Origin of the sequence: Methanogenium marinum (assembly GCF_028912405.1) — an archaeon.
In the GTDB taxonomy this organism is placed as follows: domain Archaea; phylum Halobacteriota; class Methanomicrobia; order Methanomicrobiales; family Methanomicrobiaceae; genus Methanogenium; species Methanogenium marinum.
Genome location: NZ_JAKELO010000002.1, coordinates 1604110 through 1630983 on the forward strand (window position 1 = coordinate 1604110; position 26874 = coordinate 1630983).

General features: G+C 47.7%; 22 protein-coding genes and 1 pseudogene. 13 read left to right on the forward strand and 10 right to left on the reverse strand.

The window, feature by feature from the left end; translation table 11 throughout:
- Nucleotides 1–46 precede the first annotated feature (46 nt).
- Nucleotides 47–2944 carry a PAS domain S-box protein gene (locus L0665_RS08050; protein WP_274925174.1) on the forward strand — a complete coding sequence of 966 codons (2898 nt, stop codon included), beginning with the start codon at nucleotides 47–49 and terminating at the stop codon, nucleotides 2942–2944.
- Nucleotides 2945–3045: 101 nt separating this feature from the next.
- Nucleotides 3046–3786: a hypothetical protein gene (locus L0665_RS08055; protein ID WP_274925175.1), complete on the forward strand. Its 741-nt coding sequence runs from the start codon at nucleotides 3046–3048 to the stop codon at nucleotides 3784–3786.
- A gap of 6 nt (nucleotides 3787–3792) precedes the next feature.
- Here L0665_RS08055 and L0665_RS08060 read toward each other — a convergent pair whose 3' ends face one another.
- Nucleotides 3793–5889 carry a CHASE4 domain-containing protein gene (locus tag L0665_RS08060; RefSeq protein WP_274925176.1) on the reverse strand — a complete coding sequence of 699 codons (2097 nt, stop codon included), beginning with the start codon at nucleotides 5887–5889 and terminating at the stop codon, nucleotides 3793–3795.
- 860 nt (nucleotides 5890–6749) lie between these two features.
- On the opposite strand from L0665_RS08060, the gene L0665_RS08065 reads away from it, so the two are divergent.
- Nucleotides 6750–11945, forward strand: coding sequence for a PAS domain S-box protein (locus L0665_RS08065; protein WP_274925177.1), 5196 nt, complete (start codon nucleotides 6750–6752; stop codon nucleotides 11943–11945).
- Nucleotides 11946–12096: 151 nt separating this feature from the next.
- Complete coding sequence (locus tag L0665_RS08070; protein ID WP_274925178.1) at nucleotides 12097–12501, forward strand: pyridoxamine 5'-phosphate oxidase family protein; 405 nt, start codon at nucleotides 12097–12099, stop codon at nucleotides 12499–12501.
- 121 nt (nucleotides 12502–12622) lie between these two features.
- On the opposite strand, the gene L0665_RS08075 is transcribed toward L0665_RS08070, so the two are convergent.
- Nucleotides 12623–12928: a hypothetical protein gene (locus tag L0665_RS08075; RefSeq protein ID WP_274925179.1), complete on the reverse strand. Its 306-nt coding sequence runs from the start codon at nucleotides 12926–12928 to the stop codon at nucleotides 12623–12625.
- 85 nt (nucleotides 12929–13013) lie between these two features.
- Between L0665_RS08075 and L0665_RS08080 the strand changes: the two genes are divergently transcribed.
- Nucleotides 13014–13619, forward strand: coding sequence for a TetR/AcrR family transcriptional regulator (locus tag L0665_RS08080; RefSeq protein WP_274925180.1), 606 nt, complete (start codon nucleotides 13014–13016; stop codon nucleotides 13617–13619).
- A gap of 355 nt (nucleotides 13620–13974) precedes the next feature.
- Here the strand turns inward: L0665_RS08080 and larE are convergent, their stop codons facing one another.
- On the reverse strand, nucleotides 13975–14769 hold the full coding sequence (gene larE / locus L0665_RS08085; protein ID WP_274925181.1) for an ATP-dependent sacrificial sulfur transferase LarE: 795 nt from the start codon (nucleotides 14767–14769) through the stop codon (nucleotides 13975–13977).
- A 304-nt stretch (nucleotides 14770–15073) separates the two neighbouring features.
- On the opposite strand from larE, the gene wtpA reads away from it, so the two are divergent.
- Genes wtpA through L0665_RS08100 form a run of 3 tightly spaced genes read left to right on the forward strand, consistent with a single transcriptional unit; the run spans nucleotide 15074 to nucleotide 18078 of the window.
- Entirely contained in the window at nucleotides 15074–16150 is a 1077-nt protein-coding gene (wtpA, locus tag L0665_RS08090; RefSeq protein WP_274925182.1) for a tungstate ABC transporter substrate-binding protein WtpA, read from the forward strand.
- Nucleotides 16151–16184: 34 nt separating this feature from the next.
- Nucleotides 16185–16997: an ABC transporter permease gene (locus L0665_RS08095; RefSeq protein WP_274925183.1), complete on the forward strand. Its 813-nt coding sequence runs from the start codon at nucleotides 16185–16187 to the stop codon at nucleotides 16995–16997.
- The gene (locus tag L0665_RS08100; RefSeq protein ID WP_274925184.1) at nucleotides 16984–18078 is read left to right on the forward strand and encodes an ABC transporter ATP-binding protein; all 1095 of its coding nucleotides are present in this window, start codon (nucleotides 16984–16986) and stop codon (nucleotides 18076–18078) included. The genes L0665_RS08095 and L0665_RS08100 overlap by 14 nt, the downstream gene beginning before the upstream one ends.
- A gap of 72 nt (nucleotides 18079–18150) precedes the next feature.
- Here the strand turns inward: L0665_RS08100 and L0665_RS08105 are convergent, their stop codons facing one another.
- The 4 genes from L0665_RS08105 to L0665_RS08120 form a co-directional block, all read right to left on the reverse strand.
- Nucleotides 18151–18339 carry a hypothetical protein gene (locus L0665_RS08105; RefSeq protein ID WP_274925185.1) on the reverse strand — a complete coding sequence of 63 codons (189 nt, stop codon included), beginning with the start codon at nucleotides 18337–18339 and terminating at the stop codon, nucleotides 18151–18153.
- A 242-nt stretch (nucleotides 18340–18581) separates the two neighbouring features.
- Nucleotides 18582–19001 (reverse strand): putative zinc-binding protein, encoded by a 420-nt coding sequence (locus L0665_RS08110; RefSeq protein ID WP_274925186.1) that lies wholly within the window; start codon nucleotides 18999–19001, stop codon nucleotides 18582–18584.
- A 7-nt stretch (nucleotides 19002–19008) separates the two neighbouring features.
- Nucleotides 19009–19245: a thioredoxin family protein gene (locus L0665_RS08115; protein WP_274925739.1), complete on the reverse strand. Its 237-nt coding sequence runs from the start codon at nucleotides 19243–19245 to the stop codon at nucleotides 19009–19011.
- 302 nt (nucleotides 19246–19547) lie between these two features.
- Nucleotides 19548–20618: a permease gene (locus L0665_RS08120; RefSeq protein ID WP_274925187.1), complete on the reverse strand. Its 1071-nt coding sequence runs from the start codon at nucleotides 20616–20618 to the stop codon at nucleotides 19548–19550.
- Nucleotides 20619–20775: 157 nt separating this feature from the next.
- Between L0665_RS08120 and L0665_RS08125 the strand changes: the two genes are divergently transcribed.
- Nucleotides 20776–21168, forward strand: coding sequence for an ArsR/SmtB family transcription factor (locus L0665_RS08125; protein ID WP_274925188.1), 393 nt, complete (start codon nucleotides 20776–20778; stop codon nucleotides 21166–21168).
- Nucleotides 21161–21529, forward strand: a complete 369-nt coding sequence (locus tag L0665_RS08130; RefSeq protein ID WP_274925189.1) for a putative zinc-binding protein — start codon at nucleotides 21161–21163, stop codon at nucleotides 21527–21529. The genes L0665_RS08125 and L0665_RS08130 overlap by 8 nt, the downstream gene beginning before the upstream one ends.
- Nucleotides 21530–21740: 211 nt before the next feature.
- Here the strand turns inward: L0665_RS08130 and L0665_RS08135 are convergent, their stop codons facing one another.
- The gene (locus tag L0665_RS08135) at nucleotides 21741–22382 is read right to left on the reverse strand and encodes a trimeric intracellular cation channel family protein (RefSeq protein ID WP_274925190.1); all 642 of its coding nucleotides are present in this window, start codon (nucleotides 22380–22382) and stop codon (nucleotides 21741–21743) included.
- 117 nt (nucleotides 22383–22499) lie between these two features.
- Between L0665_RS08135 and L0665_RS08140 the strand changes: the two genes are divergently transcribed.
- The 3 genes from L0665_RS08140 to L0665_RS08150 all read left to right on the forward strand — a co-directional run bounded on the left by L0665_RS08140 (nucleotide 22500) and on the right by L0665_RS08150 (nucleotide 25289).
- Entirely contained in the window at nucleotides 22500–23243 is a 744-nt protein-coding gene (locus L0665_RS08140) for an SIMPL domain-containing protein (protein WP_274925191.1), read from the forward strand.
- A 237-nt stretch (nucleotides 23244–23480) separates the two neighbouring features.
- Nucleotides 23481–24284 (forward strand): hypothetical protein, encoded by an 804-nt coding sequence (locus L0665_RS08145; protein WP_274925192.1) that lies wholly within the window; start codon nucleotides 23481–23483, stop codon nucleotides 24282–24284.
- A gap of 129 nt (nucleotides 24285–24413) precedes the next feature.
- Nucleotides 24414–25289 (forward strand): class I SAM-dependent methyltransferase, encoded by an 876-nt coding sequence (locus tag L0665_RS08150; RefSeq protein WP_274925193.1) that lies wholly within the window; start codon nucleotides 24414–24416, stop codon nucleotides 25287–25289.
- A gap of 77 nt (nucleotides 25290–25366) precedes the next feature.
- Here L0665_RS08150 and L0665_RS08155 read toward each other — a convergent pair whose 3' ends face one another.
- Complete coding sequence (locus L0665_RS08155) at nucleotides 25367–25564, reverse strand: hypothetical protein (RefSeq protein ID WP_274925194.1); 198 nt, start codon at nucleotides 25562–25564, stop codon at nucleotides 25367–25369.
- A gap of 243 nt (nucleotides 25565–25807) precedes the next feature.
- Nucleotides 25808–26658: pseudogene (locus L0665_RS08160) on the reverse strand (Mrp/NBP35 family ATP-binding protein); the annotation flags it as partial.
- Nucleotides 26659–26874 lie beyond the last annotated feature (216 nt).

Sequence of the window (26874 nt, forward strand, 5' to 3'; positions counted from 1 at the left end):
CCTGAATACGGATCTTATTAACTGATTGACAGGGGGTTATCAGTGAATGCATCCTGATTATTCTGGTGAGACAATAGGAGGGGAAACGATCCCGGTAGCAGGTTTTTCTTCCGAAGGCAGCCTGCTCTTTTCCAATGAGGCCTATCGTAATATTGTGGGTATTGCACCGGAGACAGGTGTTCCTCCTGGTCTCTCTGCAGGGGATCGTGAGAAGTTTCTTGTAGCAGTCAAAAAGACCTGCAATGGGACTGCCTGTTCACTGCAGGTGAGACTGGGACCATCTGGATTCAGGACTTTTTTTTCCCTGTTTCCCTCATCTGATACATCCGGTCCGTTTGCACTGACCGTTGCGATCCCTGGAAGGGGATGGAGCGGCAACGGTGCTCCACTGAAGACAGCCTCAGTGAACGATTATACAACAGGAGATGGGTATGTCCTGATTGCAGATGAGGCCCGCAGGATACTGGAAGTGAATGTTCCGGCCCCCCTGAGGTTTGGATATACCAGAGAAGAGATGCTCAGACTCAGGATTGACGACATTGTTGCACCGAAGTGTCGTGATTCGACTCCGGTGCGACATGCTTCACTTCTAAAAAAAGGGGGAGGAATATATGAAACTCTGCATGTCACACGAGACGGACAGGTATTTCCGGTTGAGGTGCATGCCATAGTAATAAAGTACCGGGGGATGCCTGCTCTCCTCTCAATTTCACAGGCCATCAGAGAGGTTCGACGGACAGACCAGACTTCTGAAGCACTGAGTGAAATGGAGAAAAAATATCGTTCATTTTTTGAGGCAGCCAGTGATGGGTTCATTGTTCTTGACAGTGATGGCGTGGTGCTTGATATCAATGAACGCTTTGCTGTTCTGCTTGGAAAGCCAAAACGTTCTGTGATTGGTCATACTTTATGTTCATTTATTGATTTTAACAATGCATATACGCCTGATTCACTGATCCAGTCTGCCATTGAAAACGGTTGTGTCCGGTTTGAAGCAGGAGTTGTGTCCGGTAGTGGAGCGGTGCTGGAACTGGAATACTGTCCTATTGTTTTGCAGGGTGAGCAGTGTATTCGTGTTGTCGCTGGTGAAATTCCTGAGAGGGCCATTCCGGAGAATGAACAGAACGGTTCATCAGATCTCTACCATACCGCCTTTGAGATGTCAGGAACCGGTCTTGTTATAATTGACCGGGATACCCGTATCATCTTTGCTAATTCAGAAATTGCGAGGATAATGGGTGTATCTGTGGATGAAATGAGACATTTTACATGGATGGAGTTTATTGACGATCCCATGCTTCCGGCCATTTCCAAGGGGGAAGATGTGTCGGGAGGATTTGATGCATTCCGAATAAAAAACCATGAAATTACCCTCAAAACCAAAAAATCAGGTAAAATTCCTGCCATTATTTCTGTCCGTTCAATACCCGGATCATCCCTGTATATTGTATCTGTTCAGGATATTTCATCGCAGGATGAGAAAACTGGAGAACTCTCTAACCGCGAGGAGATGTTTGAAAAACTCTTCTCATCGGGGTGTGAGGCTTTTGTTTTACTGAATGGTGGGTATGACATTCAGATGTGGAATACTGCTGCAGAAGAGATGTTTGGGTACAGTGCTGTGGAGGTCAAAGGGAAAAATATCTTCCCACTCCTTTTTTCCCGTGAACCGGAAGACGGCCAACGGATCTTTCAGCGGTTTCTGGAACCGGGTGCAACTTTTTCCGGGGGCACTCCTGCAGAACTCTCTCTCAGCACAAAAGAGGGTGGTGCTATTCACACAGAGGCATCGGTATCCCGGTTTATGCATCAGGGAAACCCCCACTTTCTGCTCATCATACGGGACAATACCGAACGGCATCAGTTCATTGAATCGCTGACAGAAAGTGAAGAATTTCTGCGTTTTGCAATTGATGCCGCCCGGGTTGGTATCTGGGATTATGATATAGAAGAGAGTAGCTTCACGGTGAGTGAGGATGTTTTTGCACTGCTATCTTTCGGTGGTGTCCATTCTTCTGCATCAGGTATCTCTGCGGATATATGTCGCAATAGTATTCATCCGGATGACATCCTCACTTCTGAAAGTATCAGCCTTTCTATTATGAGTGGAAGTATCATTGAGTTTGAAACAGAACTGAGACTACAAACTGTCGATGATGCCTGGAACTGGTTTGCCCTGGAAGGAAAGGTGGTGGAGTATGACAACACCGGACGTCCTCAACGGGTTGTTGGCATTATCCGTGATGTGCAGGGCAAAAAACAGGCAGAATTTGCCATCCGGGAGGCTAACCGGAAACTAAGTCTTTTAGCGGGTATCACCCGGCATGATATTCTCAACCAGATTCAGGGTCTGCTCTTCTATTCAGAGGAGATGAAGACTGGTGAATACACAATGGATGAAGTGGTGGTGATGGCAGGGAAGATCAATGAGATGACAGAGACTATCAACCGCCAGATTATCCGAACCCGTAATTATGATATGCTCGGCACAGAACCTCCTGAATGGCAGAACCTCCACTATCTCGCTGATGAAATCGTCACTGGTATGGATAACCTGAGACTTATTTACCGGAATGAATCCCCGATGGTGGAGGTATATGCAGACTATCTCTTTGTAGAAGTTCTCAGGACCATTGTTGAAAATACCCGGCACGCACAAGGGGCAACAACACTTGTTGTACGGTTCGCAGAGACAGATGACAGCGGGATTTTTATTATTGAGGATGACGGGTGCGGGATCCCCCTCAAAGATAAAGAAAAAATATTTTCTCATAGTTTTTCAAAAGGGTCTGGGGGGGGGCTTTTTATCGCCCGTGAAATCGCTGGTGTGACCGGCATTGAACTATATGAGGCTGGTGAAGTGGGTGCAGGAGCCCGGTTTGAGCTCCGTATCCCGAAAAACGGGTATCGATTCGTGAGAACAGAGGACAGAGAAGAAGCATAGTCTGCAGTTATGTTTCCCTGTCCATGCAGGGTTTGTTTTATTGCTGTCCTGTATCAGAACAGGAGTGTTGGAGGAACCTGGTAACCGGGTTGCTGAATTGTATGAAAGATAAAAAATGGTTAATTGGCATTGCTGCCACCCTAATCTTTGCCTCAGCAATGCTCTATTTTGTTCATTTCCTGCTGTTTCATGACCTGCATCACATCGGTGTCTTTGGATTGCATGAACTTGCATTTCTCCCCATTGAGGTGCTTATTGTCACCCTTGTCATTCATCGTCTTCTGGAGGAACGTGAAAGAAAACAGAAACTTGAAAAGATGAATATGGTCATCGGCACGTTTTTTTCACGTGTGGGAACAACGCTTATCACCTGTTTTGCGAGTCATGACCCGAACATTGAGTCCATCCGGTCTGAATTGGTGGTGACTGATGCATGGAATGAGGAAAATTTCAGTGCAGTGTTGGCCCGGATGAAGACATACCAATATGATATCGATACCTGCACCATTGACCTCGAACGTCTCCGTGCATTCCTTCTTGACCGGGAGGATTTTCTCATCAGGATGCTGGAGAACCCGGTGCTTCTGGAACATGAAGAATTCACCGAACTCCTGCGGGCTACCTTTCATCTCACCGAAGAACTGAGTCGTCGTGGGGCTATTGTCGAGTGCCCCCTCTCTGATGTTTCTCATCTCGGCGGTGATGTCAAACGTGTCTACGGGCTCCTGATTCATGAGTGGATCTCATACATGCACTATCTGAAGAGAAACTACCCATATCTCTTCTCTCTTGCACTGCGGACCAATCCCTTTGACCCTGACTCATCTGTGATGGTCACCTGACCATCTTCATTTATTTTTATCAACTGTATCGTTGCCCGGGTCTTCTGTGTCACTGTTCTGTTCAAATTCATGGTGTTTGACCAGAAATTCGCGGATTTTTGCAGATTCCAGCCATCCCTGATCGAGTTTTCGGACAATTGCATCAATCTCGTCAACCTGGGTGAGGATCTTCTCCCGTGATTCTCCCTCCTGCAGGTCAGCAATTGCAGCTATTATGGTCAGAGGATTTCTGATATGGTCATTGAGAATGGCAAGAGAGAGTAGGTTCTCTTCTATCTGTCCGAGTGCCTCCTTCTCATGTTCCCGCATCTCCACGGTTTCTGTGATGTCACGGGTAAATAAACAGGTAAACTCCTCACCCTGTGTGGAGAGGAAACTGCTGGTCTGTGCAATGGGGAAGACAGAATTGTCAGAGCGCATCAGATGTGATTCCATATGTACCAGAGTGCCATCTGCAATCTGCTTCCAAACAGACGGCCAGGTATCCGGTGTAATGGTTGGGTTTATGTCCCATGTCTTCAGGCTGGTGAGTTCTTCAGGAGTGTAACCAAGGGTTTGTGATGCGACTGTGTTTCCATATGTGACCGTTCCATCTTTTTTTACCCAGTATATTGCATCATCAGCATTATCGACCGAGAACTGGGTGATACACAGTCTCTCTTTATTCTTCACGAAAGTGGTGATGTCACGCACAATTGCAATCAGATATTCAGTTTCTGTCCCCGTAAACCGTGAGACTGAGACACTGAAATGCCTGACAGAATTGGTGTCCGGATGCCGTTCGCACGTGAAGTGCTGTGGCTCACCTGCGTACGCAGCGTGTATGCGTTCTTTGAGAATACTACCATCCGGATCTGTTGAACAGGTGCCCATAATCTCACGAAGTTGTTTCCCGGTGAGGTCACTCCTGTCGGATCCGGTCATATCTTCTGCCGCCCTGTTGCATTCAAGGATTCCTCTGTTATCCAGAATGAATATTGCCTCATTGGCTGCTTCAAAGAGGTGACGGTATTTGCGTTCGGAGTCCTCCAGTGCTGTTCCTGCTCCTTCAATCTCTGTCATATTGTCCTGAATGGTGTCAAGTAGGCTGTTAACCGACCTGACAATGGCGGTCAGTTCATCATTCCCGTCATCAACGAGCCTTGCCTGATATATGGTTGACTCTGCAATTTTGCGAACTCCCTGGGAAATGCCCTCGATTCTTCTGGTGAGATGGTGTCCCAGATAGAGGTAGGCAAACCCTCCACTGATAATAAGGGTGACAATAAACAGGATGGCAGAATTCTGAACTGCCTTTTTGCCGAACATGTATGTATCGCGGGGGTTGTTGACACTGAGTATAAAGGCTGGTGTGCCTGCTATATCATACATCAGAGCACTTGCTGTGATATCTTCTTCTGAAGTGACCACATGTGTGGTGGTATTCAGTGTGCCATCCTGTCCTGCCACAAAGGCATCTCCGATGTTTCCTCTTTGCAGGGGCTCTGCCCTGACATCGATGTTTGTATCTGCGGCAATTTCTGCTGCCGTATCGGGTGTAAACCGGGATGCCATCACCAGGTGGCCCCGTGATGGTCCTTCATAATATGATGTGAGGATGGGTTCAACCGCAATTATCCAGATACCGTCAGGTGTGTTCAGTATTCCGGAAAGGTCATCTCCGGCATATTCAGGTGAGGAGATGAGAGGAAGGGACTGGAGTGTCTCTTTCAGTTGGGCTGAGATTGGCAGAATCTCTTCAGTTTCAGGATCATACGAATCTCCATGGAGCAGATTCCCTGCAGTGTCAAAGTACAGGATTGCTTCAATTTCAACATTGTAGAAGGTTGAGGGAACCAGATTACTCTTGATATATGCCTGATTCAGGTCGGATGCAAAAGCATAGGTGTCGTCCCATCCTGCATAGTCTTCTACCGTGACTGCGAGATTATCTCCCTGCTTGTCAATAGCTCTCTGGGCTGTGTTGAGATCTTTGGTGATCTCTTCTGTCTCTATTTCCTGTATTCCACCAATGAGATAATACTGAGCACTGATGATGAATCCAACGCTGGTTGCGAGTATTATCGCACAGATGATGAGGATATTTCTGGTATTTACCCGCATTTAACCACTACTAGGAGTTGCTATCCTGTTCCGGGGCGAACAACCACATATAGAGAATAGTCACTGTGTTTTGTATATATTCGTTTATATCGATGTAATTCTTGCCTGATGAGGAGATGTATGCATTAATATAAGTCCTCTCATGGGGTGTTGCATGAACTGTTTGCTGTAGATGATGTGAGGGCAATTGGACTACAAAACGACCTTTATTTTATGTTTCGTTGTCATACCGATGTGTGACTTATTGCCTTTAATAGCCAATAAAATCCATTCCTACAACAGCTTCCTCCCATATCTGGATTGTTGCTGTTTTTCTTCAATTTTCTTTAAAGTCTGGGGTTTGGCCGATACAAAAATTTCCTGACCACATTATCTGCCACATTCTTTGTTCTTACGTATTCACCTTTTGTGAAAAGAATGGCAACTCAATGGGTTGGGAATCATCGGAAGCAATGTATCTCTTTCTCTGTTCCCCTGCAGGGGTGCCAGGATGCCATTCCGGTGGCGAAGGTGGTGTACCGCATATGTGTGGCTATAAATAATTATGACCATAACAAACTCTGTTATGAATTAATGCGACGAATCTGTTTTGAAAACCATCCGGATGATACCTGCTTTTTGGTCTGCATGATATATTCACAGAGTATTGAGTTATGTGATTTAATCAGAAAATTTCAATAAGCTGGGTATATTTTTATAAAAATCGATAAATTATCCGAAATTAGCCAACCCGAAAGAATAACATATTCCTGATATAAATTACCTCTTAGCTGCTGTTTTGTACCTGCTCTTTCGGTCTTTCTGTAAATGACTGATATCTGTTGCATGGTGCGCAAGAGAGAAACAGCCAGAGGAGTTTCATGTCGTTTATCAGTGCAAAGATCCCGGACGATTCATCTTTATGGGACATCCTGATCGTTATAACTTCACTTTTCATAGGGCTGGTTATCACATTTAGCCTGTATGCAGGGTATGAATCCGTTTTTCCGCACCTTATAGACATTCCCATTATCCTTTTCGCCTACCGTTATCCCCGACGGGGCGTATGGTTTGCGGTATTTGTATCTGTTCTGTATCTGGTGTTGTATGGGATAATTATCAATCCCACCGTGCCGGGGGTTGGTCTCTCTGAAGCTGCCGGACGTGTGCTGATATTCCTTGTTATAGGAGCTACCGTCTCCTATCTCTCCTACCGTCTCAGAAATAGTGAGGATACCTACCGCAACCTCTTTGATAATCTTTCCAATGCTGCATTCACCATAAAAATAAATCCCGATGGTACTCTGGGCAGGTTTATGGATGTCAATGCCATGATGTGTGCTGCGGTTGGATACACTCGGGATGAAATGTTCTCAATGAGCCTTTATGACATTGTTCCTGATGCGTACGCCCAGTGGCTGCATTCCAGACTGGAAGGACAGAATCTTGATACGTATGGTGAACTTGAGTCATTTCATCTCGCAAAAGATGGAAGGGAAGTTCCGGTGGAGGTGAAGGTCCATCTTTTTGATATTGAGTCCGGGCCGATTATTCTTGCTACTGCAATTGATATGACTGAAAGATATCACCGGAACCGAATACTAAAAGCTCAGCGGGATGTTGCTATTTCTCTAAACCATGCAAGAGACAGTGAGGAAGCGGTTCGACTTGTTATTGGGTTTGCACTGGAGATCAGTACCCTTGATGCTGGGGCATATTATTTTGCTGATAAGGATTGTTTGTCATTTTCTCATCGTTATAGTACCGGTTTTTCTGGTAGATTCATGAGTGAAAATGAAAAAATAAAGGCATCACCAAAAGGTATTTCGGCAATACCGGGATGGAATCCAGTTTATGGATCTGTGGAGGACCTTGTCCGTGCAGGGGTTATCAGGGGGTCTGGAGAATATCCAAAGATGATCGGAATTCTGCCTGTAATGGGGAGTAATGGGGTATTGGGCCTTTTTTTGCTTTCTTCTTATGGAACTCCAGAGATCCCAGATACTGAACGCCGCCTTATCGAAGCACTGGTTGCGCAGGCTGGTGCCGGCATTGACCGGCTGAATGCAGTTCGTGCACTACGGCAGAGCAGACAGGACCTCTGCTCGCTTGTAGATTCACTTGATGCATACCAGGCACTTGCTGGGCCGGATGAGAAATTAATTGCCGCGAATCGTTCTTTTGCTGCTGCATCCGGTATTGGTCTTGATTTTCTTCCGGGGAATAATATCATTAGTCTCACTGGAAGGGCAGATGAATTTCAGTCGTTTCTGCGTGATTCATTTTCTGAAGTGTTGAAGAGTGGGCAGGCAGTGCGTTTTGAGGATGAGGGCGAAGGTCGCTTTTTTGATACCATCCTTTATCCGGTCCTTTCCTCTGATGGCACTGTCCGGGCGGTTGGAATGCTTTCTACTGATATCTCTCCCCTGAAGGAGGCCGAAGCCGCACTTCTGGAAACAGAACGGAGATATCGTCTGGTGATTGAGGCACTAAACCTTGGTGTGTTTGACATCCGACTTCCGGAAATGACTATGACTGTTTCACCAGAATGGTATACGATGCTGGGGTATGATGGTGATCTGCCGGGTGAAGTTTATTCGTTCTGGATTGAGCATCTCCATCCCGATGATCGGGATTCTGTGCTGATTCTGGCAGATATGACTTTTCAGTCCGGCGAAGAATATTTCAATGAATACCGGATGCGGGCAGCCGATGGGACCTGGCGATGGATTAAGAGTCATGGAAAGGTTATTAGTGTGCTTCCGGACGGAAAGCCTGGCCGGTTAATAGGTACTCATTCTGATATAACCCGTCGTAGGCGTGCCGAAACTGCGTTCCGGAGGACAAATCGTCTTCTCCGGGATGCCCAGAAGGTTGCCCGCCTTGGATACTATGAATATGATGTGGGAAATGACCTCATCCTTCCTGATGCCGGAATTTATGAAATCCTGAACATTTCAGATGAAGAACCGGTCTACACATTTCATGAATTCTGTGGGTTTATCCATCCGGATGAGCGTGAGCAGGTGGAAAAAGGAATTACTGCTGCCGTACGGGATAATCGTTCTTACAGTAATATATATCGGATTATTGCCCGTGGGGGGCCTGAGATTTGGGTAAGAGCATGGATTGAGCCGGGTACTATTAAAGATGGAAATTATTCGCCGGTATTTGGTGCGATGCAGGACATAACTGATGTACGGCAAACAGAAGAGGAACTTCTCCGGACCCAGATCGCCGTGGAGACATCACGTGATGAAGTCCTTTATATTTCCCCCAATGGGGAGATTATTTATGGCAATCAGCAGGCAGTGAATGCCTACGGGATAGATGGTTCCCTTGCCGGTCTCACGGTTGGTGATATTGATCCTGTGTATACTCAAAAGAAGTGGCAGCTTCATTGGGCAGATCTCAGAGTGAATAAATTCCGGATTCGTGAGTCCTGGCACAGGAAGAACGATGGTTCTGTTTTCCCTGTTGAAGTCGTAGAAAACTATGTGAAGGTGGGCACCCGTGAATTCTCCTGTGTCTATTATCGTGATATCACCGATCGCCGGATAGTGGAGAATGCTCTCCGTGAAAGTGAACAACGTCTCTCTCTTGCGGTTTTGGGGGCAAATCTGGGCATCTGGGACTGGGATATGACGTCTGATCATATGGTCTTTGATGCACGGTTTGCAGAGATCATGGGAGTAGCTCCGAAAGAGATGGAGGCAGGCACATTTGGAGATCTGATGGCATTGGTTCACCCACGTGAACGTAGAGTATTCCGGAAGGTTCTGGAGGATTATATTGCTGAAAAAGGGTTGCCATTTCTCAGTGAATTCAGGATGCGTCACAGAGATGGTACCTGGAGATGGGTGAGGGGGCGGGGTGTTATTGTATCGCACGATCCTTCAGGCACTGGCCGGCGGATGATCGGCACTATTATGGATATCAATGAACAGCGTGAGGCAATGGATGCCCTGGCGGAGCGGGAAGAGCAGTTGCGGGAGACTCAGGACATTGCCCGTGTTGGGGGCTGGAGGTATGAGATCCCTGAAGACCGTTATTCCTTTGACCGTGGCACTCTGGATACTATTGGATTTGGTGAGACGGTTGCACCGACTACGCTGGGGGAATTTTTCCATGGGTTTGTATATCCAGAAGACAGTGCAGTGGTGGAAGAGGCATATTCCCAACACCTGAAAGAGTATGTACCGTTCGATATGGTTTATCGTGCACGTCTGCCGGACGGGAGAATACGGTATCTCCACAGCCGATGTCAGACAATATTTGATTCCAACGGTGTGCCACAGAAGAGTGTGGGCATTGTTCAGGAGGTCACCGGGTTAAAGGAAGCCGAAAACGCACTCCTCGAACGTGAATGGAAGGTGAATGAGGCACAGCGAATTACCCATATCAGGTTTTGGGAATGTGACAGTTCGTTTATGACATTTTCCCGGACTGATGAGGGTGCCCCCCTCTGTCAACTCACATTCCTTGAACGTGACGGTCTTAAAGTACATCCGAATGATTGTGAATGGCTGACAGTGAAGTTTCGTGAATCTGTCGAAAATAAACGTGAATTTTCAGAGGAATTCCGTGCTGTTCTGGAAGAGAATGGTGATCTCCTGCATCTCTTCTGCCGGGGCAGTCACTACTACCGCACCAATGGAACCTATCTCCGTTCCCTTGGGACTATCATTGATATCACAGAGCGTGTTAAGACAGTAAATGCCCTGCAGGAGAGCGAAAGAAAGTTCCGGCTCGTGGCAGAAAATCCCAGTATTGGCACCTATATTATCCAGGAAAACAGGTTTGTCTATGTCAATGATACCTGTGCACGGTTCTTTGGGTATTCGATTGAAGGGATGATTGGAATGGAAGCTGCGGTTATAATCGCACCTGAAGTGCGTGGTGAGCTGGATGATATCTTCAGAGAGTGCACTGCAGGTGTTCGGGATGAGATCCATCTGGAGGTGCAGGGATTTACCCTGACAGGGATTGCATTCCCTGTTGAAATATTTGGTTCATCTGGTGAATATGGCGGGAAGCCGGCTGTCATCGGCACAATCATCGATATTACAGAACGTAAAGCGTATGAGGAGATGCTCACCGTCACCCGACTTACCGTGGATCAGGCGACCATTGGTGTCGGATGGTTCAACCGTACAGGAGAATTTATCTATGTCAATGCTCAGGCTGCTGAAATGTTGCGCATCCCTGCAGAAACCCTCCTCGGGAAGAAAATCTGGGAGATTCATTCTTCCCTCACTCCCCTCCGGTGGGAGGAATTCTGGGAGAGAATATTTGTTGGAGAAAATCAGCAGTTTGAAACAGTACAGAAACGTGGAGATGGTACTTCATTCCCTGCTGAGATAACGGTGGATTATGTGCATCTTGGCGAAATGGAGTTTGCCTGTATATTTGTGACTGACATCTCCCTTCGCAGAGAGGCTGAAGATGCCCTCAAGCAGTCGCTTGCAGAGAAGACGATGCTCCTGCAGGAGGTCCATCACCGTGTAAAAAATAACCTTGCCCTAATTTCATCGATGATTCAGATGCAGATGCGTACTCTGGACGATGAACAGGCAATATCTTCACTGACTGAGACGGCAAACCGAATTATTTCTATGGCAATGGTTCACGAGAGCATCTACCGCTCACGAAACATTACCACTATTGATGCTCAAGAGCACCTGATGTCACTGGTGAATGAGGTCATCCCGAACTTCTCCGTTGGAAAAGCAATTGAGGTTTCTGTTGATGCGCATGGCTGCACCCTTGACCTGAATTCCGGTATACTCTACTCCCTGATTGTCAATGAACTCATCACCAATTCCATAAAATATGCATTTGATGGGCGGGATGCCGGAAAAATATCCATTGTAATGGATTGCAATGGTGAAGAAAAGGTTCTAATCATCTCTGATGACGGTGTGGGGATTCCCGATAATGTAGATCCCTTCCGCCAGCGATCCCTTGGGATGAATATTGTGCAGAGTGTGGTGACCGGCCAGCTGGGCGGAACGATTGAGCTTGTTCGTGGCGAGGGTACCACCTGGGTATTGACATTTCCCAAAAAATTAGCATGATATTGTCCGGTTTTGCATGGTTAAATGTTGAAATCATGAAATGATTTGCATAATATTTGCATAACACATGCAGACACCTGCCATCCCCTGGGATTATTCCCGCAGATTTTTTCGTATCCTGCTACAAATAGTCTGTTGGAGTAGTAATACTATGGTACAACTAACGGATGACCTGATTGAAGCGTTCAATGCATTACGCATAATTCCCCTTGCAACAGCAGACAAAGACGGTGTCCCCAATGTCGCACCTATGGGTGCAAAGTCGATCGCGGACCCGGAAACGATTCTTGTGATGGACAACTTCATGCAAAAGACTGTTGCAAACATCCGGGAAAACCCGAAAGCTGCTATCTATGTCTGGGGAGAAGGTGTGAAAGGCTGTTTCCAGATCCATGGTGACGTCACGTATGAAGATGAGGGTGAACAGTTTGAGGCATTCCGCAAAGAAACTCTCGCACGGATGCCACATGTGCCTGCAAAAGGGATGCTTGTCATCAAAATAACTGATATTTATACCTGTGTTGCAGGGCCCGGCGCTGGCAATAAAATCGTCTGAATCCGTTTTAAACCTATAAAAAAATTATTTTTTGCCACAATTATGTGGGCTTCTGTATGAGTTCGAGCCCGGTTTTGGTAAAAACCGGGCATATGGTGCAGGTGAAAAAATAGTGTGTGTGTCAGGTGCCTGCATGGAGACGGTGAAGAATTTCGACGAGCATCTTCACGTCATGCGGTGGTTCATATCCGGCTTCGTCCCAGAGGGCTTCTGTTTCGAGAGGCCGACCGGATGAATTCATCAGGCCGTCTGTTTTCTCGCCCATGTACTCACGGATGATCTCTGTTGTCAGACGAACCGCGGTCATTTCATCCGGCTCATCGGGGAGAGGATTTTTGGATGAGCGAACTCGTTCCCGGAACCGTTCCGTATTTGTTATCAGGTACCCGGTAGTGTGTGTGCCATTCATTAATGACTTTGTTGTCATTATTATGACATTGGTGTCACCAATATATATTCATTGCTGACGTGCGTGTCATTTATGGGTGAGGACGACATATAGATTCGTTACTATGCCACGTGTTGCACCAGGATACAAAGAGGACGTACGGCGCCGCATTCTGAAATCAGCACTGGAAGAAGTCAATGCCTGTGGACTGCAGGCACTTAGGATGGAGGATGTGGCTGCCCGTGTTGGTATCTCCCGTGCTGCACTCTACAACTATTTCAGTGACAAAGAAGCCCTTCTCAAAGCCATTCTTCACGAAATGGAAGAGGACGGAAAGGCCATTTTCAAAGATACGTTTCTGGAAAAATCCTTTAAAGAAAGCCTTTCTTTAATGTTTGAACTGATGGTGCTCTCATCAGAGGCGCTGCCTTCAGTTGAAGCCGAACTCTTCAGCATCGCATCCCGAACTCCTGAGATTCAGCGGTCAATGCAGACAGCCTTTGATGACGGACTGTTTTTCCTCTCTGAACGCATCCAGGAAGAACAGAAGGCCGGAAATATTTCTGCCCGTGGAGACCCCCGGTGCCTTGCAGAGGTTGTGATGTATTCTCTTGGGGGACTCAAGCACGCGTTATTCTTCGGGACTGATACTGCCGTCCTGAAAGAACGTTGGACTGCCATGACATACATGCTCTTTTTTGATGAAGAGAAAAAAAGTGACCGGGAATAGCAATTTTAATTATCTTCCTCAATCATTTTTACTCTGTCTGTGCCTCAATCATGCTCATTCCATCGTTCCTTTTGACATGGAAGATATGCTCACACCAGAGAATGCCGTTGGTTTGACAAGCGCTCAGGTATTGGTGTATGAGTGGTCAAAAATGTGAAGGATGGCAAAAATATGAACAATCACTCCGGGCATGAATAAAACTGGGTGGTGGAGGTACTTGGGTTTTTTACTTTTGAAGACCCCCGAGGAGGCCAATTGATGCTGGAATTCAGGTAGTTATAATTGTGGCTTTGTCAATTCGTGAAGGGATTAATTCTGATATGGATGGTTGCCGTGGGGTGTTCTGTTCCCTTTTTTAGTCCATGCTTCCACTCTCAAATCCGTCAAGGTCAAGTGCCACATGTCGGAATCCCAGCGTATGAAATGCCTTTCTTACGACATCACGGAGTACAAAGATCCGTTCTGTGGATTCGGGATCGGTCTCGATGCGAGCCACATCTCCATGGACACGGACTCGTACCTGCTGTGCCCCGGCAGCACGGATTACGTCCTCTGCCCGTGCAATACGAGTGAGAAGCTGTGTTTCGAGGGGTTCACCATAGGGCAGTCTTGTTGCAAGGCAGGAAGAGGATGGCTTCGCATATTCCGGTATTGAGTGCATCTTTGCAATAGCCCGTATGTCATCCTTTGTGATGCCTGCCTCAACAAAGGGGTGGGTGATGCCTGCCGAAAGACCCGTCTGGTAACCAGGCCGGTATCTGGTTATATCATCGGCATTCGTCCCATCTGCAATGCATTTCAGGCCATTTTCATCTGCCACCCCATGGAGAATTAGGGCACTCTCCTGTTTGCAGATGGCACACCGGTTCTTTGGGTTCATCCTGAATTCGGGATTGTTGAGAATATCCGAATCCCTGACGAAGAGTTGCAGTTCTTCACGTGCGGCAATGGCACGGGCGGCTTCTTCTTCACATGGAGGAAGCAGGGGGCTTGTTATCAGGCAGCAGGCGGAATTATTGCCAAGTACATCGCGTGCGACAACCGCAAGAACAGTGCTGTCGATGCCGCCGGAGTATGATATCAGCAGTGATTTTTTGTCCCTGATTGCCGCACGTAGGTGTGTGTAGCGTTCTCGTCTTCGTTCTGGCATAACCTGTCTTTGACCTCATCTTTTCGCCGGTATGTCCGGATGATATGTAACTCTTTGTCCTGGCTCTGATAAAACCTGCTGTGACTCTTGGAGGAGAGAACTGGTAGGCGGTATTGCTGTCCTGATGAATCCGGGAGAAATTATTCTGTGACGTTTTATCCAGATTCGTATTGCCGGAAGAATACCTGTTTTTTGTGTGATACTGGATTTAATTAACAAATTAAACTAAATAAATTGACCATTTGGTTTTTTGTCCGTTCTGAGTATAAAGACTTAAACATTTCTGAACAGTATTTATTATTTGATGAAAAAGAATTTGGTACTTCTTATGGCAGTCGCAGTGGTGTGTGCGACTGTGTTCATTTGTGGCTGTACAGGAAGCGGTGAAACACCTGTAACACCTGCAGCCGATCAGACACCTGAACAGACAGCAGCAGCGGAAGAAAAAATTGTCCTGACAGTCTATCAGGCTGGCAGTCTGACAAGCCCGATGGAGAAAATGGAAGCTGCATTTGAGGCAGAACACTCGAATGTTGATGTTCAGCTCCACCCGGCAGGTTCCACAAAACTCGCTAAAGAGATCACTGAACTTGACGCAGTTGCTGATGTGTATGCATCTGCAGACTACTCACTCATTCCCAACATGATGATCCCTGATTACGCATCATGGTATGTGACCTTTGCAAAGAACCAGATGGTGCTTTGCTACACAGACGAGAGTACGTTTGCTGATGAAGTCACCGCGGACAACTGGTACGAGATTCTCGCCCGTGATGGTGTTACCTGGGGCTTCTCAGACCCGAACCTTGACCCATGCGGATACCGCTCACTGATGGTTATCACCCTCGCTGAGATGGAGTATAATGACGATATGATCTTTGACAATCTCGTTGGCGAATATTCACAGATATACCAGACCATTGAAGATGGTGTTGTCACTGTCCACGCAAATGAAACCGCACCTGTCTACCCTGTCACGATTACACCCAAGAGTGTGGAGTTAATCGCAGGTCTTGAATCCGGAAACCTTGACTATGCATGGGAATACCGCAGTGTCGCCGAGCAGAATGCTGAATCCGGTGTGAAATACATTGAAATGCCTGAGGGTATTGATCTCTCAGCCATTGCCTACAAGGACACCTATGCAAAGGTGCTGATTGACACCGAGGGTGGCATGATGAAGGGCAAACCGATTGTCTACGGCGTAACTGTTCCAAAGACTGCAGACAACCCTGAAACAGGTGTTGAGTTTGTCTCCATGCTTATCGGTCCAACCGGTCAGCAGATCATGGCAGATGCAGGCCAGCCTCCAATCAATCCTCCGGTCGGGTTTGTTGACATTCCCGCAGCACTGGACAGCCTGGTTGAGATGAACGCCTGAATCTCTTTTCCTTTTTTTTATTCGGAGCAGATGAATGAAGAGACTATCGAAGGTTCCTGATTCCTGTCTGCTGTCGTTTGCCCTTATTGGCAGCATGATTGTGATCCTAACTGTTCTTGCCCTCCTCACTATTACTCTCAGGCAGATAACCGACCTTCCATACTTCATCTCTGTTGCAACGGAATCAAAGGTTGTGGATGCCATCCTGCTGACGATGGTGGCGGGTCTGAATGCTGTTCTGTTGCTCCTCATCTTTGGCATTCCTCTTGCCTATATTCTGGCACGCACAGAGTTCAGAGGGAAAGGTGTGGTAGAGAGCATCGTTGATATCCCTGTGATGCTGCCTCACACTATTGCTGGTATTATGGTCTATATTCTCTTCATGCGCCGCGGTATCATCGGTGAACCATTCTCACAGATAGGCATCATATTTGAGGGTGCATATCCTGGTATCGTTGCAGCGATGTTCTTTGTTTCCTCTCCATATTTTGTGAACGCAGTGCGTGACGGGTTTGAGAAAGTCCCGGTGCACCTGGAGAACGCAGCCAGGACTCTTGGGGCGTCACGTTTTCAGGCATTCCGCCTGGTTGTCCTTCCGCTTTCATTGCGGCATATCTTTAGTGGCAGTATTCTTGCATGGGGGCGGGGTATCGGTGAATTCGCGGCAATCATCATGATCGCCTACTATCCGATGGTCATTTCAACACTAATTTACTACAAATTCACGACAGCAGGTCTCAGGGAAAGTACCGCAGTGGCATTTGCAATGATTCTGGTCTGTCTTGTGGTCTTTGCCATTCTGCGTGGTCTGATGAAGAGGGTGGGAAAATACGATGATAGAGTTTGATAACGTCTCGGTGACGCTGGGAGTATTCCGGTTGAATGAACTGAGTATCAGGATTAAAAAAGGTGATTATTACTTCATTATCGGCCCGTCCGGTGCAGGAAAGACCATCATCCTCGAAGCAATAGCAGGCCTTCACCACCCGGATTCCGGGAGAGTACTCATTGATGGTGAGGATGTGAGTGGTATCCCACCGGAGAAAAGAAAGATTGCGCTGGTCTATCAGGATTATTCTCTCTTCCCTCATATGTCGGTCGGTGAGAATGTCGCATTCGGGTTGAAGCTGCAGAAAATGCCGAAAGCGGAGATCGCGAAGCGTGTGGATGCGGTTCTCAGTCGTTTTGGTATTGCGCATCTCAAAGACCGTGCTCCCTATACGATGAGTGGGGGTGAACAGCAGCGTGTGGCGCTTGCACGGGCTCTGGTGACAGAACCTGATATTCTGCTGCTTGATGAACCGCTCTCTGCGATGGATCAGGTGAATCGGGACAAATTTGTTGCAGATTTGCGTGCCATCCACAAGGAAAACGATCTAACAATTGTGCATGTTACCCATTCCCGCGAGGAGGCTCTCTCGCTTGCCACCCGTGTGGCAGTTATCATTGATGGTACCCTGGAGCAGGAGGGTGAGCGTGACGAAGTCTTCAGAAAACCCCCGAACCGGAGAGTTGGCAGGTTTGTGGGCATTGAAAATGTATTTGACGGGACAGTGTCTGGCACCGGTGCCGGTGGTTCGGTAATCATGGTTGGTGGATGCAACATACGGACGGCTGATGTGATTCCCGATGGGTGCCGTGTCTGTGTCTTTATCCGTGCGGCTGATGTGTCTGTCCGCCGGGCTGGTATGACTGCTGATGATGAATACAATTGTTTCCCGGCAAAAATTGAGAAAATAACTCCTCGGGAATCGTATTATCTGCTGGGGATTTCCTGTGGAATCAGTCTGTATGCCCTTGCCACCGAACAGGAGATCAAAGAGAAGGGTCTTGTATTGGGACAGGCAGTCTCTGTTTCGTTCAATCCTTCTGCGGTTCATGTCACCGCGGATGACTGTCTCTCCCCTTCTCTGTCCCCGTCGTTCTGAATCGTTCATATCGGTAGGATTGACAGGGGAAAATTATCTTTCTTTTTGCGTGATGTGTGCTTCTCTTTTTGATTATGGGATTTTTTCTGCGTCAGGGAGGACTATTGTTTCATTGTTTTCAAAATATTCCGGAATCTCTTCCGATTCGGGGGAGTTCCTCCTCCTGACAGTCGCTCTCAGGTCTGATAAATCCTTTATGGGATGGTATGAGATCCTTTGATTAATCTGTTTTTCAGCACTGGTATTGCGAAATCCTGACATCAATCCCTGGGTTTCCTCCCCTTTTTTTGAGGAGAATGGGCATGGCGAATGTGGGCAGGTGAAAGGGGGATGTCGTTTTTCCTTTTTGAGTGACCCGGTATTTCAGAGACCGGGGGATGATTCTCCTGAAATTCATATCCGGCCAGATGGGCCCTTTCCCAATTGGTGTCCCGAATTGAGGGATGTAATGCAATTGTGAGAGATAATTCTGTATTACCTGATTGGTACGAAAAAATGATTGGTTATTCTGTCCGCCCTTTCCCTTCCCAAACGGCGGAGACCACCGTTTCAATGTCGTCTTCAGTGTATTCCCGTGACCCTTTCTTCTCGATGCCCAGTTCTGTGACCACAATATTTTGTGCAACACAAATTCCCTGTGCTTCAGCAATCTTCCCCACACACCGGGCAGGACATCCGTCAAGGATGATTACTTCGTCTGCATCCTTTGCAGCGTCAACAATTCCCTTTGCGCCGGTGGCAAGAAGAGCAGTACATGCTGCCCCGCCATAGCCTTCTTCTGTGAGTTGTATTGCGGCACAGTTGGTAATTTGTCCGGTGTTTGCCACCCCTGCACAGGGGAAGATGATGCGGTTAACGGTTTTCTCTGTTTGCTGTGCCTCTCCACATGAACAGCCGCAGGAACAGGTTGGTTTATCTGCCATTTTTCCTTCACTCCGTGAGATAGCCTGAAATTTCCTTCACGTCAGCCACACGGCCGGATACCTTTAGTTCACCATCGATGATGAGTGCCGGTGTGAGCATCACCCCGCGATCCATGATCGTGTTTATATCCTCGATTTTGACAATCTCTGATTCAATTCCGGTCTCTTTCACTGCTTTTTCAACGTTTTTCAGGAGGCGTTTGCATTTCATGCATCCGGTTCCCAGTACTTCAATTTTGACCATTTTTACTCCTCTCTTTTTTTCCTTTTGATATTCTTCAAATACTGCATCCGCATAGGATTTTTCAGCAGGTTTCGGCACATAGTTGTAGACTTTTACCTGCCGAATAAGTTCACTGCGGATATCTGTGTCCCGGCTAAGGTCTGCACCTGCAACATCTTGAAATATCTGTTCAAGCATGGAAAGGCCGACGACGGTACCTCCGACAGATATCCGTCTGATTCTTCGCATCGCTTCGGCCGCACAGCATGGTTTGTCCCTGTTCATTTACTCTCTCTTTCTTCCTATTTTCCTATTTTTTTACCTTATCCAATGAGCGCCCCGTAGAGTACTCCGGCTGCTGTTGAGAATGCAATCACCAGTGTGACGTAGGCTGCCGTCTTCTTTGCACCCATAATCCGCGTGAGTACGAGCATGGAGGGCAGACTGATGGTCGGGCCTGCGAGGAGCAGGGCCAGTGCCGGGCCGCCTGCCATCAGTCCCTGAGTGTAGCCGAATGTTCCGCCGATGATGGGCACTTCAAGCAGGGTCGGCATGTAGAGAATCGCTCCAACGACTGCTCCTAAAAAGACTGAGCCAACAGAATTGGTTCCGAAGAACGGCTGGAAGGTCTCAGGAGGGAGGAAGAATGCGATTACTCCGACAACGAACGTTCCTCCAACAAGGATTGGGAAAATTTTCTTCACGAGATCCCATATCTCATATCCCCACTCCGTCACTTCATCACGTTCAAAGTTGTAGATGAGGAGAACGGCAATTGCAAGGGTAAGGAGGTAGACCACCGCAAGACGCAGAACAATGTCGAGCTGTGAAGCACCGATGATGAGTACAAGCACCAGCATCACGAAGAATGCAGGGTTCACCCAGCGTGGGCGCTCTTCTCCCCCTGTCACCACCCCAGCCATCTGTGCTGCGGCAGCTCTCGCTTCTTTGTCGTGGTCTTTGAATATGGCCGCCATGATAAGGCCGATGGCGATGGCCATCGCAACAGCAAAGACCGCACGCGCAATACCGATATCCACCCCCAGCACGGTTGCGGTGTAGATGATCGCGAGAATGTTTATCGCAGGGCCGGCATACAGAAAGGCGATGGCAGGCCCGATACCACTGCCTTTCTTCATTATTCCTGCAAACATCGGGAGAATCGTACAGGAACATACGGCGAGCACAATACCCGATATCGATGCGATACCGTATGATACTGATTTTTTTGCATCCGGACTGAAATACTTGAGTATAGCGTCTTTTTTGACAAATGCAGCAATTGCACCTGCAATAAAGAATGCCGGAACAAGGCAGGTTATCGTATGAGCGGCGAGATACTCGATAACTGCATTCAGGCCGGAGATCAGTGCTCCGGTGATATAGTCTGTCATGGTTATTCTCCAGTTGTTCAAGTTTTGTTGAACTAAACTAAGCGATGATAATATATAAAAGTAATTCAAAAAATCTTGAACAATAGGTTGTAGGTGGATGAGGTGATGCACCTGCGCATACATCTGCCGGCTGACTGACATACTGCGGGAATATACAATGAAACCATCATGCTGTAGTGAAATACCGGCTGAGGCACTGGAGACGATTGGCGGAAAGGGGGGGTTGGAAGGTCTCCTTGCAGCCCTGCCGGATGATATGAGTATTGTGCGTGTACGGACATTTCATCATGCCTGTGCAGATGTGTATCGTATCAAAATCCTTGAATTGCTTCGGGTTCAGCCTCTCTGTGCCTGTATCATCCGGGAAACGCTGGGAATTACCAAGTCAAAACTCTCCTATCACCTGAAGATTCTCCAGGAGGCGGGGATGATTTCCGGTACTGCAAAAGGGACATGGATTGTCTATGGCCTGACTGAATCTGGTGAATTCTGCTCTTCCATGAATGCGAAGGTTGTTGAAGGTTCGGGGAATGGTGGTCGGAATGGATAACGCGGAGAGTCCGGTTGTCCTTGTCACCTGTTCCGGTCTGTCAAATACCGGCAAATGCACAACACGTGCGGCAGTGATGCTGCGTCAGCGCAATCCGGAATTGGTTGATTACCACATTTCCACAGCAGGGGCAGAGTCCCTGGCGGTGCCGGAAGGACTGGATCCTGGTTCCCTGCAAGTCATTGTCATTGACGGGTGTGAAGATTTCTGTGGAAGAAAAAAAGCAGAATTGTGTGGCCTTGTGCCTGCCTGCCATGTGGTGGCAACTGACTGCGGGGTGGTAAAATCCGGTATGGACGAACCGTTATTTCGCGATATTGAAGTGGTCTGCCGTGCAGCTGAGCGGGAAATCCGCCGTTAACATGGACAGTATGCAATAATCTGGAGACGTATTTTCTTTGTGTCAGGCACTGGGACACAATTTTTTCTTTCTTTGTCAGGATATCTCTGCATGGAGGAACAGGATACATGTTTTTACACTGCGTATGTCGGTGAATGCAGGTAACGCACCTGGATACGGAGTTGGTGTAATGATATTTTTGTAGGGAAGAGGACTAAAATGTCTCTTCACCTCATTTTTTTGCCTGTTTTCCAGGTCGCATCTGCAACCATTTGGGAAACTGAAGTCCTGTTTCAATAGCAATGATTCTGAATCCAATTATGAAGCAGATGGAGATGACTGACCATTGTGTGGTGTACTGCGGGGCAATGTCAAGCAGGAGTACATATAGGATCGCTCCCAGCAGTGCAGGGGTAACAAAGAGTTCGTCTGATGCAATCACCAGAGGAGGTCTTCCAGTGAGGAGATCCCGGAGAATACCCCCCGTGCAGGCAGTGATAAACCCCATAATAACCGCAACTTCTCCGGTATGGCCAAGTGCCAGAGTTTTGTTTATCGCAGCAACAGTGAAGAAGGCGACACCGATTGCATCCGCGTAACGCAGTATCTTCCATATCCTTTCCCGGAAGAATGATGAAAAGAGGAATGCCAAAAGGGACGAGAGAATGGCAATCCAGACGATTGTAAAGTCTTTCACCCAGAATACCGGGATATTTAGGATAATATCTCGGACCGTCCCTCCGCCGATTGCGGTAACTACACCAAGCACAAGAACGGTGAGAATGTTTGCATCCTGCCGGGCGCCTGCGATAACACCGGATATGGCAAAGGCGGCGACACCGATGACGACGATGATGAGAGTTGGATCTATCATTCTGATGTGGAAGTGATATGACGTCTGAGATAATAAGGCGTGTGTGGGCTTCTCGTATGTGCGAACTATTTCGAAGTCAAAGACATGATTATATTCAAATCCTGCCTATTAGTGGATATGACAAATATGACAATGAAGATGAAATGGTTCAGCATCTGCCTCCTCGCGGTATGCTGCCTGGTAATCCCGGTTGCCGCTGCAGAAAGTGGGGATATGCCATCAATTACCGTGTCAGGCACTGGATCGATAACTACTGCTCCTGATGAAGTAATCATCTCTGCTGGTGTCCAGACGACTCACACCGACCCCGTCACTGCTCAGCAGGAGAATGCACAGAAGACAAGTGCTGTCATTAGCGCCCTGAAAGGACTGGGTATTGCTTCAGAGGATATCAAAACATCCGGGTACAGTATGTACTCCCGGACACCGGATGATGACAGCATCTTTGCCGGCAAAAAAGAGGTATATGTGGTCTCAAACACGGTGACTGTCACCTCCGGCGATGTCAGCCGTGCCGGTGAAATAATCGACACTGCGGTGATGAGCGGCGCAAACAATGTGAACTCTGTCCGGTTTACTATCAGTGACGAGAAGGCGCAGTCCCTGCGTGCACAGGCATTGATTGCCGCAGTTGCCCAGGCACGGGGCGATGCAGATACTCTCGCGGGCGCCCTTGGTGTGACCATCATCGGCGTGCAGGATGTCACAACCTACGGCAGTTCAACACCGATGAACTATGCGGCGGATACGATGTCATTTGGTGGCATGGAGTCTGCAAAGGCATATGCACCCACACCCATTGAGGCAGGTACCCTTGATGTCACCGCAACGGTGAATATTGTTTACGGAATACAGAACTAATCTGAAATGAACCTTTACGGGTTCTTATCTCTTAGTCCCCCTCCTCTTCCTCTCTTTTTTTTGCGGCAGGAGTGCTGTTTATCTTTGTTTATAGTTTTATTCTGCACATTGTCAGCGCTGGTGTCAATGAATATACGATATCCTGTTTTTCAGATTCATTGAGAACTCTCCTGAAAACAGCGTTTTTCTGTTTCATCGTTCGAAATAATGATATGCACTCAGCACAACGGATGCGTTATGACGAGCGGACAAACCGAATACTTTTCACTGGAGGATTTTGATGTGTTCTGCCATCTTCCGGAGATGAATGAATACGAAAAACGCACTCATGCAGAGCGTTCAGAACGGTTTGTGGAAGAAAAAATAAAACCTCTGTATAAGGTTTTGAGGGATGAACTGGGATTTCGTACATCAAGAATCGGGTATGATGAACGGGACTTCAATTATGTCCATATCGCGTTCTTTGATACGCCGGCAGAAGAGAAGGATACATTCCTGAATTTTTTTATCGGGAAGCGTAATGTTCAGATTATTACCAATACTGAATACCCGACAAGTATTGGTGCATTTTATCAAAATCTGAAAGAAAATCCTGAAGAATTTAATGACCTTATTGCGTCCCTCCCTCCTGACCGGCGGTTCACTTCCCGCCTCTATACGAAAATACCTCTTGGCCCTGTTGGATGGGATGAATATTACTTTCAGCTGGTGGTCAAATTCAGTCAGAGTCAGACATCTGCTGCCTCAGTCATGAAACGCATCGATGGGGTACGAACCGGATTTGATAAGGCAATGCGAAAAGGGCTTACCACAATGGAGATTGACCCCCGGTATGGTGAGGACGCGACTGCCTATTACAAATCATTCTATCAGGGCAGGGATGCGAAGAAAACGCCGGAACCGGATGCATTTATGGCGCTTCGGTTTGAGTATCTGATTCCGTTATCTGATATCCTGTCACTGGATCAGGATGAGATTATTGCAGAACTGACGCAGTGTGCAGAACAACTCCGTCCGTTTATTGCGTTTGGAAACCGGTAGTGTGCACTGTTTCTTCCCCATCTGAATGCCGGGGAATACTCATGCCGGAATATTCAGGGGAATAATTTGTTTTATGGGCATGGTCCCGAGAAGGCGTGCCTGAAGCACAGCATTTTTTATTTCCCGCGGATGCATTCCCTGTGGGGGATGATGGTGCCGGAGATTGAGTTGGGGGATGTGGCTGCGACTTCGCTTATTACTCTCTATTGCCATGCCATTGAAACCCGGTCAGAAGACCCGATATTGTATGACCCGAAATCCGTAGAAATCTCTACGGTTCTTGATCCTATTCTGTCCCGTTCCAAAAGCCCGCTGGAACGGACGCTGGCTAAAGGTATGGTAGACCCGAAACTGGTGGTGCATATTGCCATCCGTGCCAGAAAATACGATCAGTATGTATTGGATTTCCTGGTGAAATATCCTGACGGGGTGGTGGTAAACATTGGGTGCGGGCTTGACTCCCGCTTTCTACGTATTGATAACGGGTTGGTGGACTTCTATGATCTTGACCTTCCTGAGGTCATCTCACTCAAAAAGCGGTTTTTTACGGAGACCAAGAGATATCACCTGATTGCATCGTCAGTCCTGGATGATGCATGGATGTCTGTTGTTTCTGCACATGCAGGCCCGTTCCTCTTTCTGGCAGAAGGTGTCTTTATGTACCTCGAAGGAGAGGCGGTGAAGTCCCTGGTGCTCAGGCTCCGGGAACACTTTTCCGGCTCCGAACTTGTCTGTGAGGTTGTGAATTCGATATGGATCACAAAACCGCTGAACACACTGGCGGAGTATAAGATGCGACGCCGCCTGCACATTGGGAAGGATGCAGTTTTTCGGTCCGGTATTCGCCGAAGTGAAGAAATGGAGGAGTGGCATCCGGGGATTCGGCTGCTTGATGAGTGGTCGTATTTTGATTCGGATGAGAAGAAACTCGGCTGGTTGAAGATTTTTTCGCAGATCAGTCTGTTTCGCTATACCCAGTGGACGGTGCACTATCTGCTGGGATGAGAAAAATAATGTTACAACTGAATGGACCACCATTTACAGCCTTTGCTCCTGAAAAATATGGGTGATTTTTGTCGGACTCAGGCGTATTTTTCAGCTGCCTTTTTGATCTTTTGGTTGACGTTGGGACTGTTTTCCATCCGGTGCCAGTCGTCTTTGCTCATGCCCATAAAGAAATCACATGAATGGCACTTGAGCCAGATCTCGTATTCATCAGGTTCTTCTGCATGCAGTTGATCTTTTCCGCATTTTGGGCATTGATACGCAACTTCCTTCAATTGAAACTCCCCTGAAATATCTATTGAGAGATGCTTGTGGAGGGTAATAAACCTCTTGTTTCTCTTATTTTGCAAATTTTCAGTTTAATTGATATTTTATGTCAATTCTAATGTTTCATTCGGTCTGGTCTGTTCTTCCGAATAATATATTGACAGTCTATCAGCCTGTTCCTGTGGCATGGGTTGCGAGGTGGTTTTGATATGGATGTCAGGTCAGGGCGACTGGCCACTGGATACTATTGTTTATCCCGGCTGTTTTTTCCATGCGGGATGCAGGGGCATCTCCTCGCGACGGCCCCCCGCATCACCTTCTTCGATGACCCGCACAAGGTTTTCCATTACAGAATCGACCTGCACCCAGGTGGGATTATCTGCTGGCATACCGGGGGTGCGGATAAGAAACGGCCGTCCTTCATCGGCCGCTTTGCGAATCGCAGGATCCAACGGGATGGCGCCGAGGAAGGGGACGTCCATCTCCTTTGCAGCACGTTCACCACCGCCCCTCCCGAAGAGGTCAATGTCTTTGCCACAGTGGGGGCAGACCATGCCGCTCATATTTTCGATGATGCCTATAACAGGCAGCCCGATTGTCTGGACGAACTTCACCACCTTTGTGATGTCCAGAATGGCCACGTCCTGCGGGGTGGTGCCAATGACTGCTCCTGCAATGTTTGGGGCAAACTGGGCGATCGTCAGGGCCTCGTCTCCCGTCCCCGGCGGGAGGTCGACAACCAGATAATCGAGTTCTCCCCAGTGGACATCTTCGAGAAACTGCCGAATGGCTGCGGTCTTCATCGGCCCCCGCCAGATGACAGGGGCACTTGTTTCGGGCAAAAAAAAGCCATCGAGACCACTCCCAGATTGCCTGTCACTGGCACTGGTTCCATATGCTTCTGATCATATGAAGCCATCTTTCGCCTTTCAATCCCAAGCATCTTAGGGATGTCCGGCCCGTGGATGTCGATGTCCAGAAGCCCTGTTATAAAGCCGTGGTTTGCAAAGGCAAACGCGAGATTGGCGGCAACGGTTGTTTTGCCGACACCCCCTTTGCCGGAGAGGATTAATACAACGTGTCGGACGGATATGCTGGCCCGTTTCTAACCATTCGGTGGGGGGTGTGCCTGTCTCTCTTCTGCCATATGCCCCTTACTCAGGTGGGAAGCGTATAAAGGTTTGTGCGGGGAATGACGGGTAAAATGACCAGATGCTTTCTCTTATGATGTGTGAATGGCGTATTGACGAAAATTTTGCATGGAAATTCACCCTGTTTATATCCTTTTATCTCATCATGAGAAGTGAAAACGGGAAAT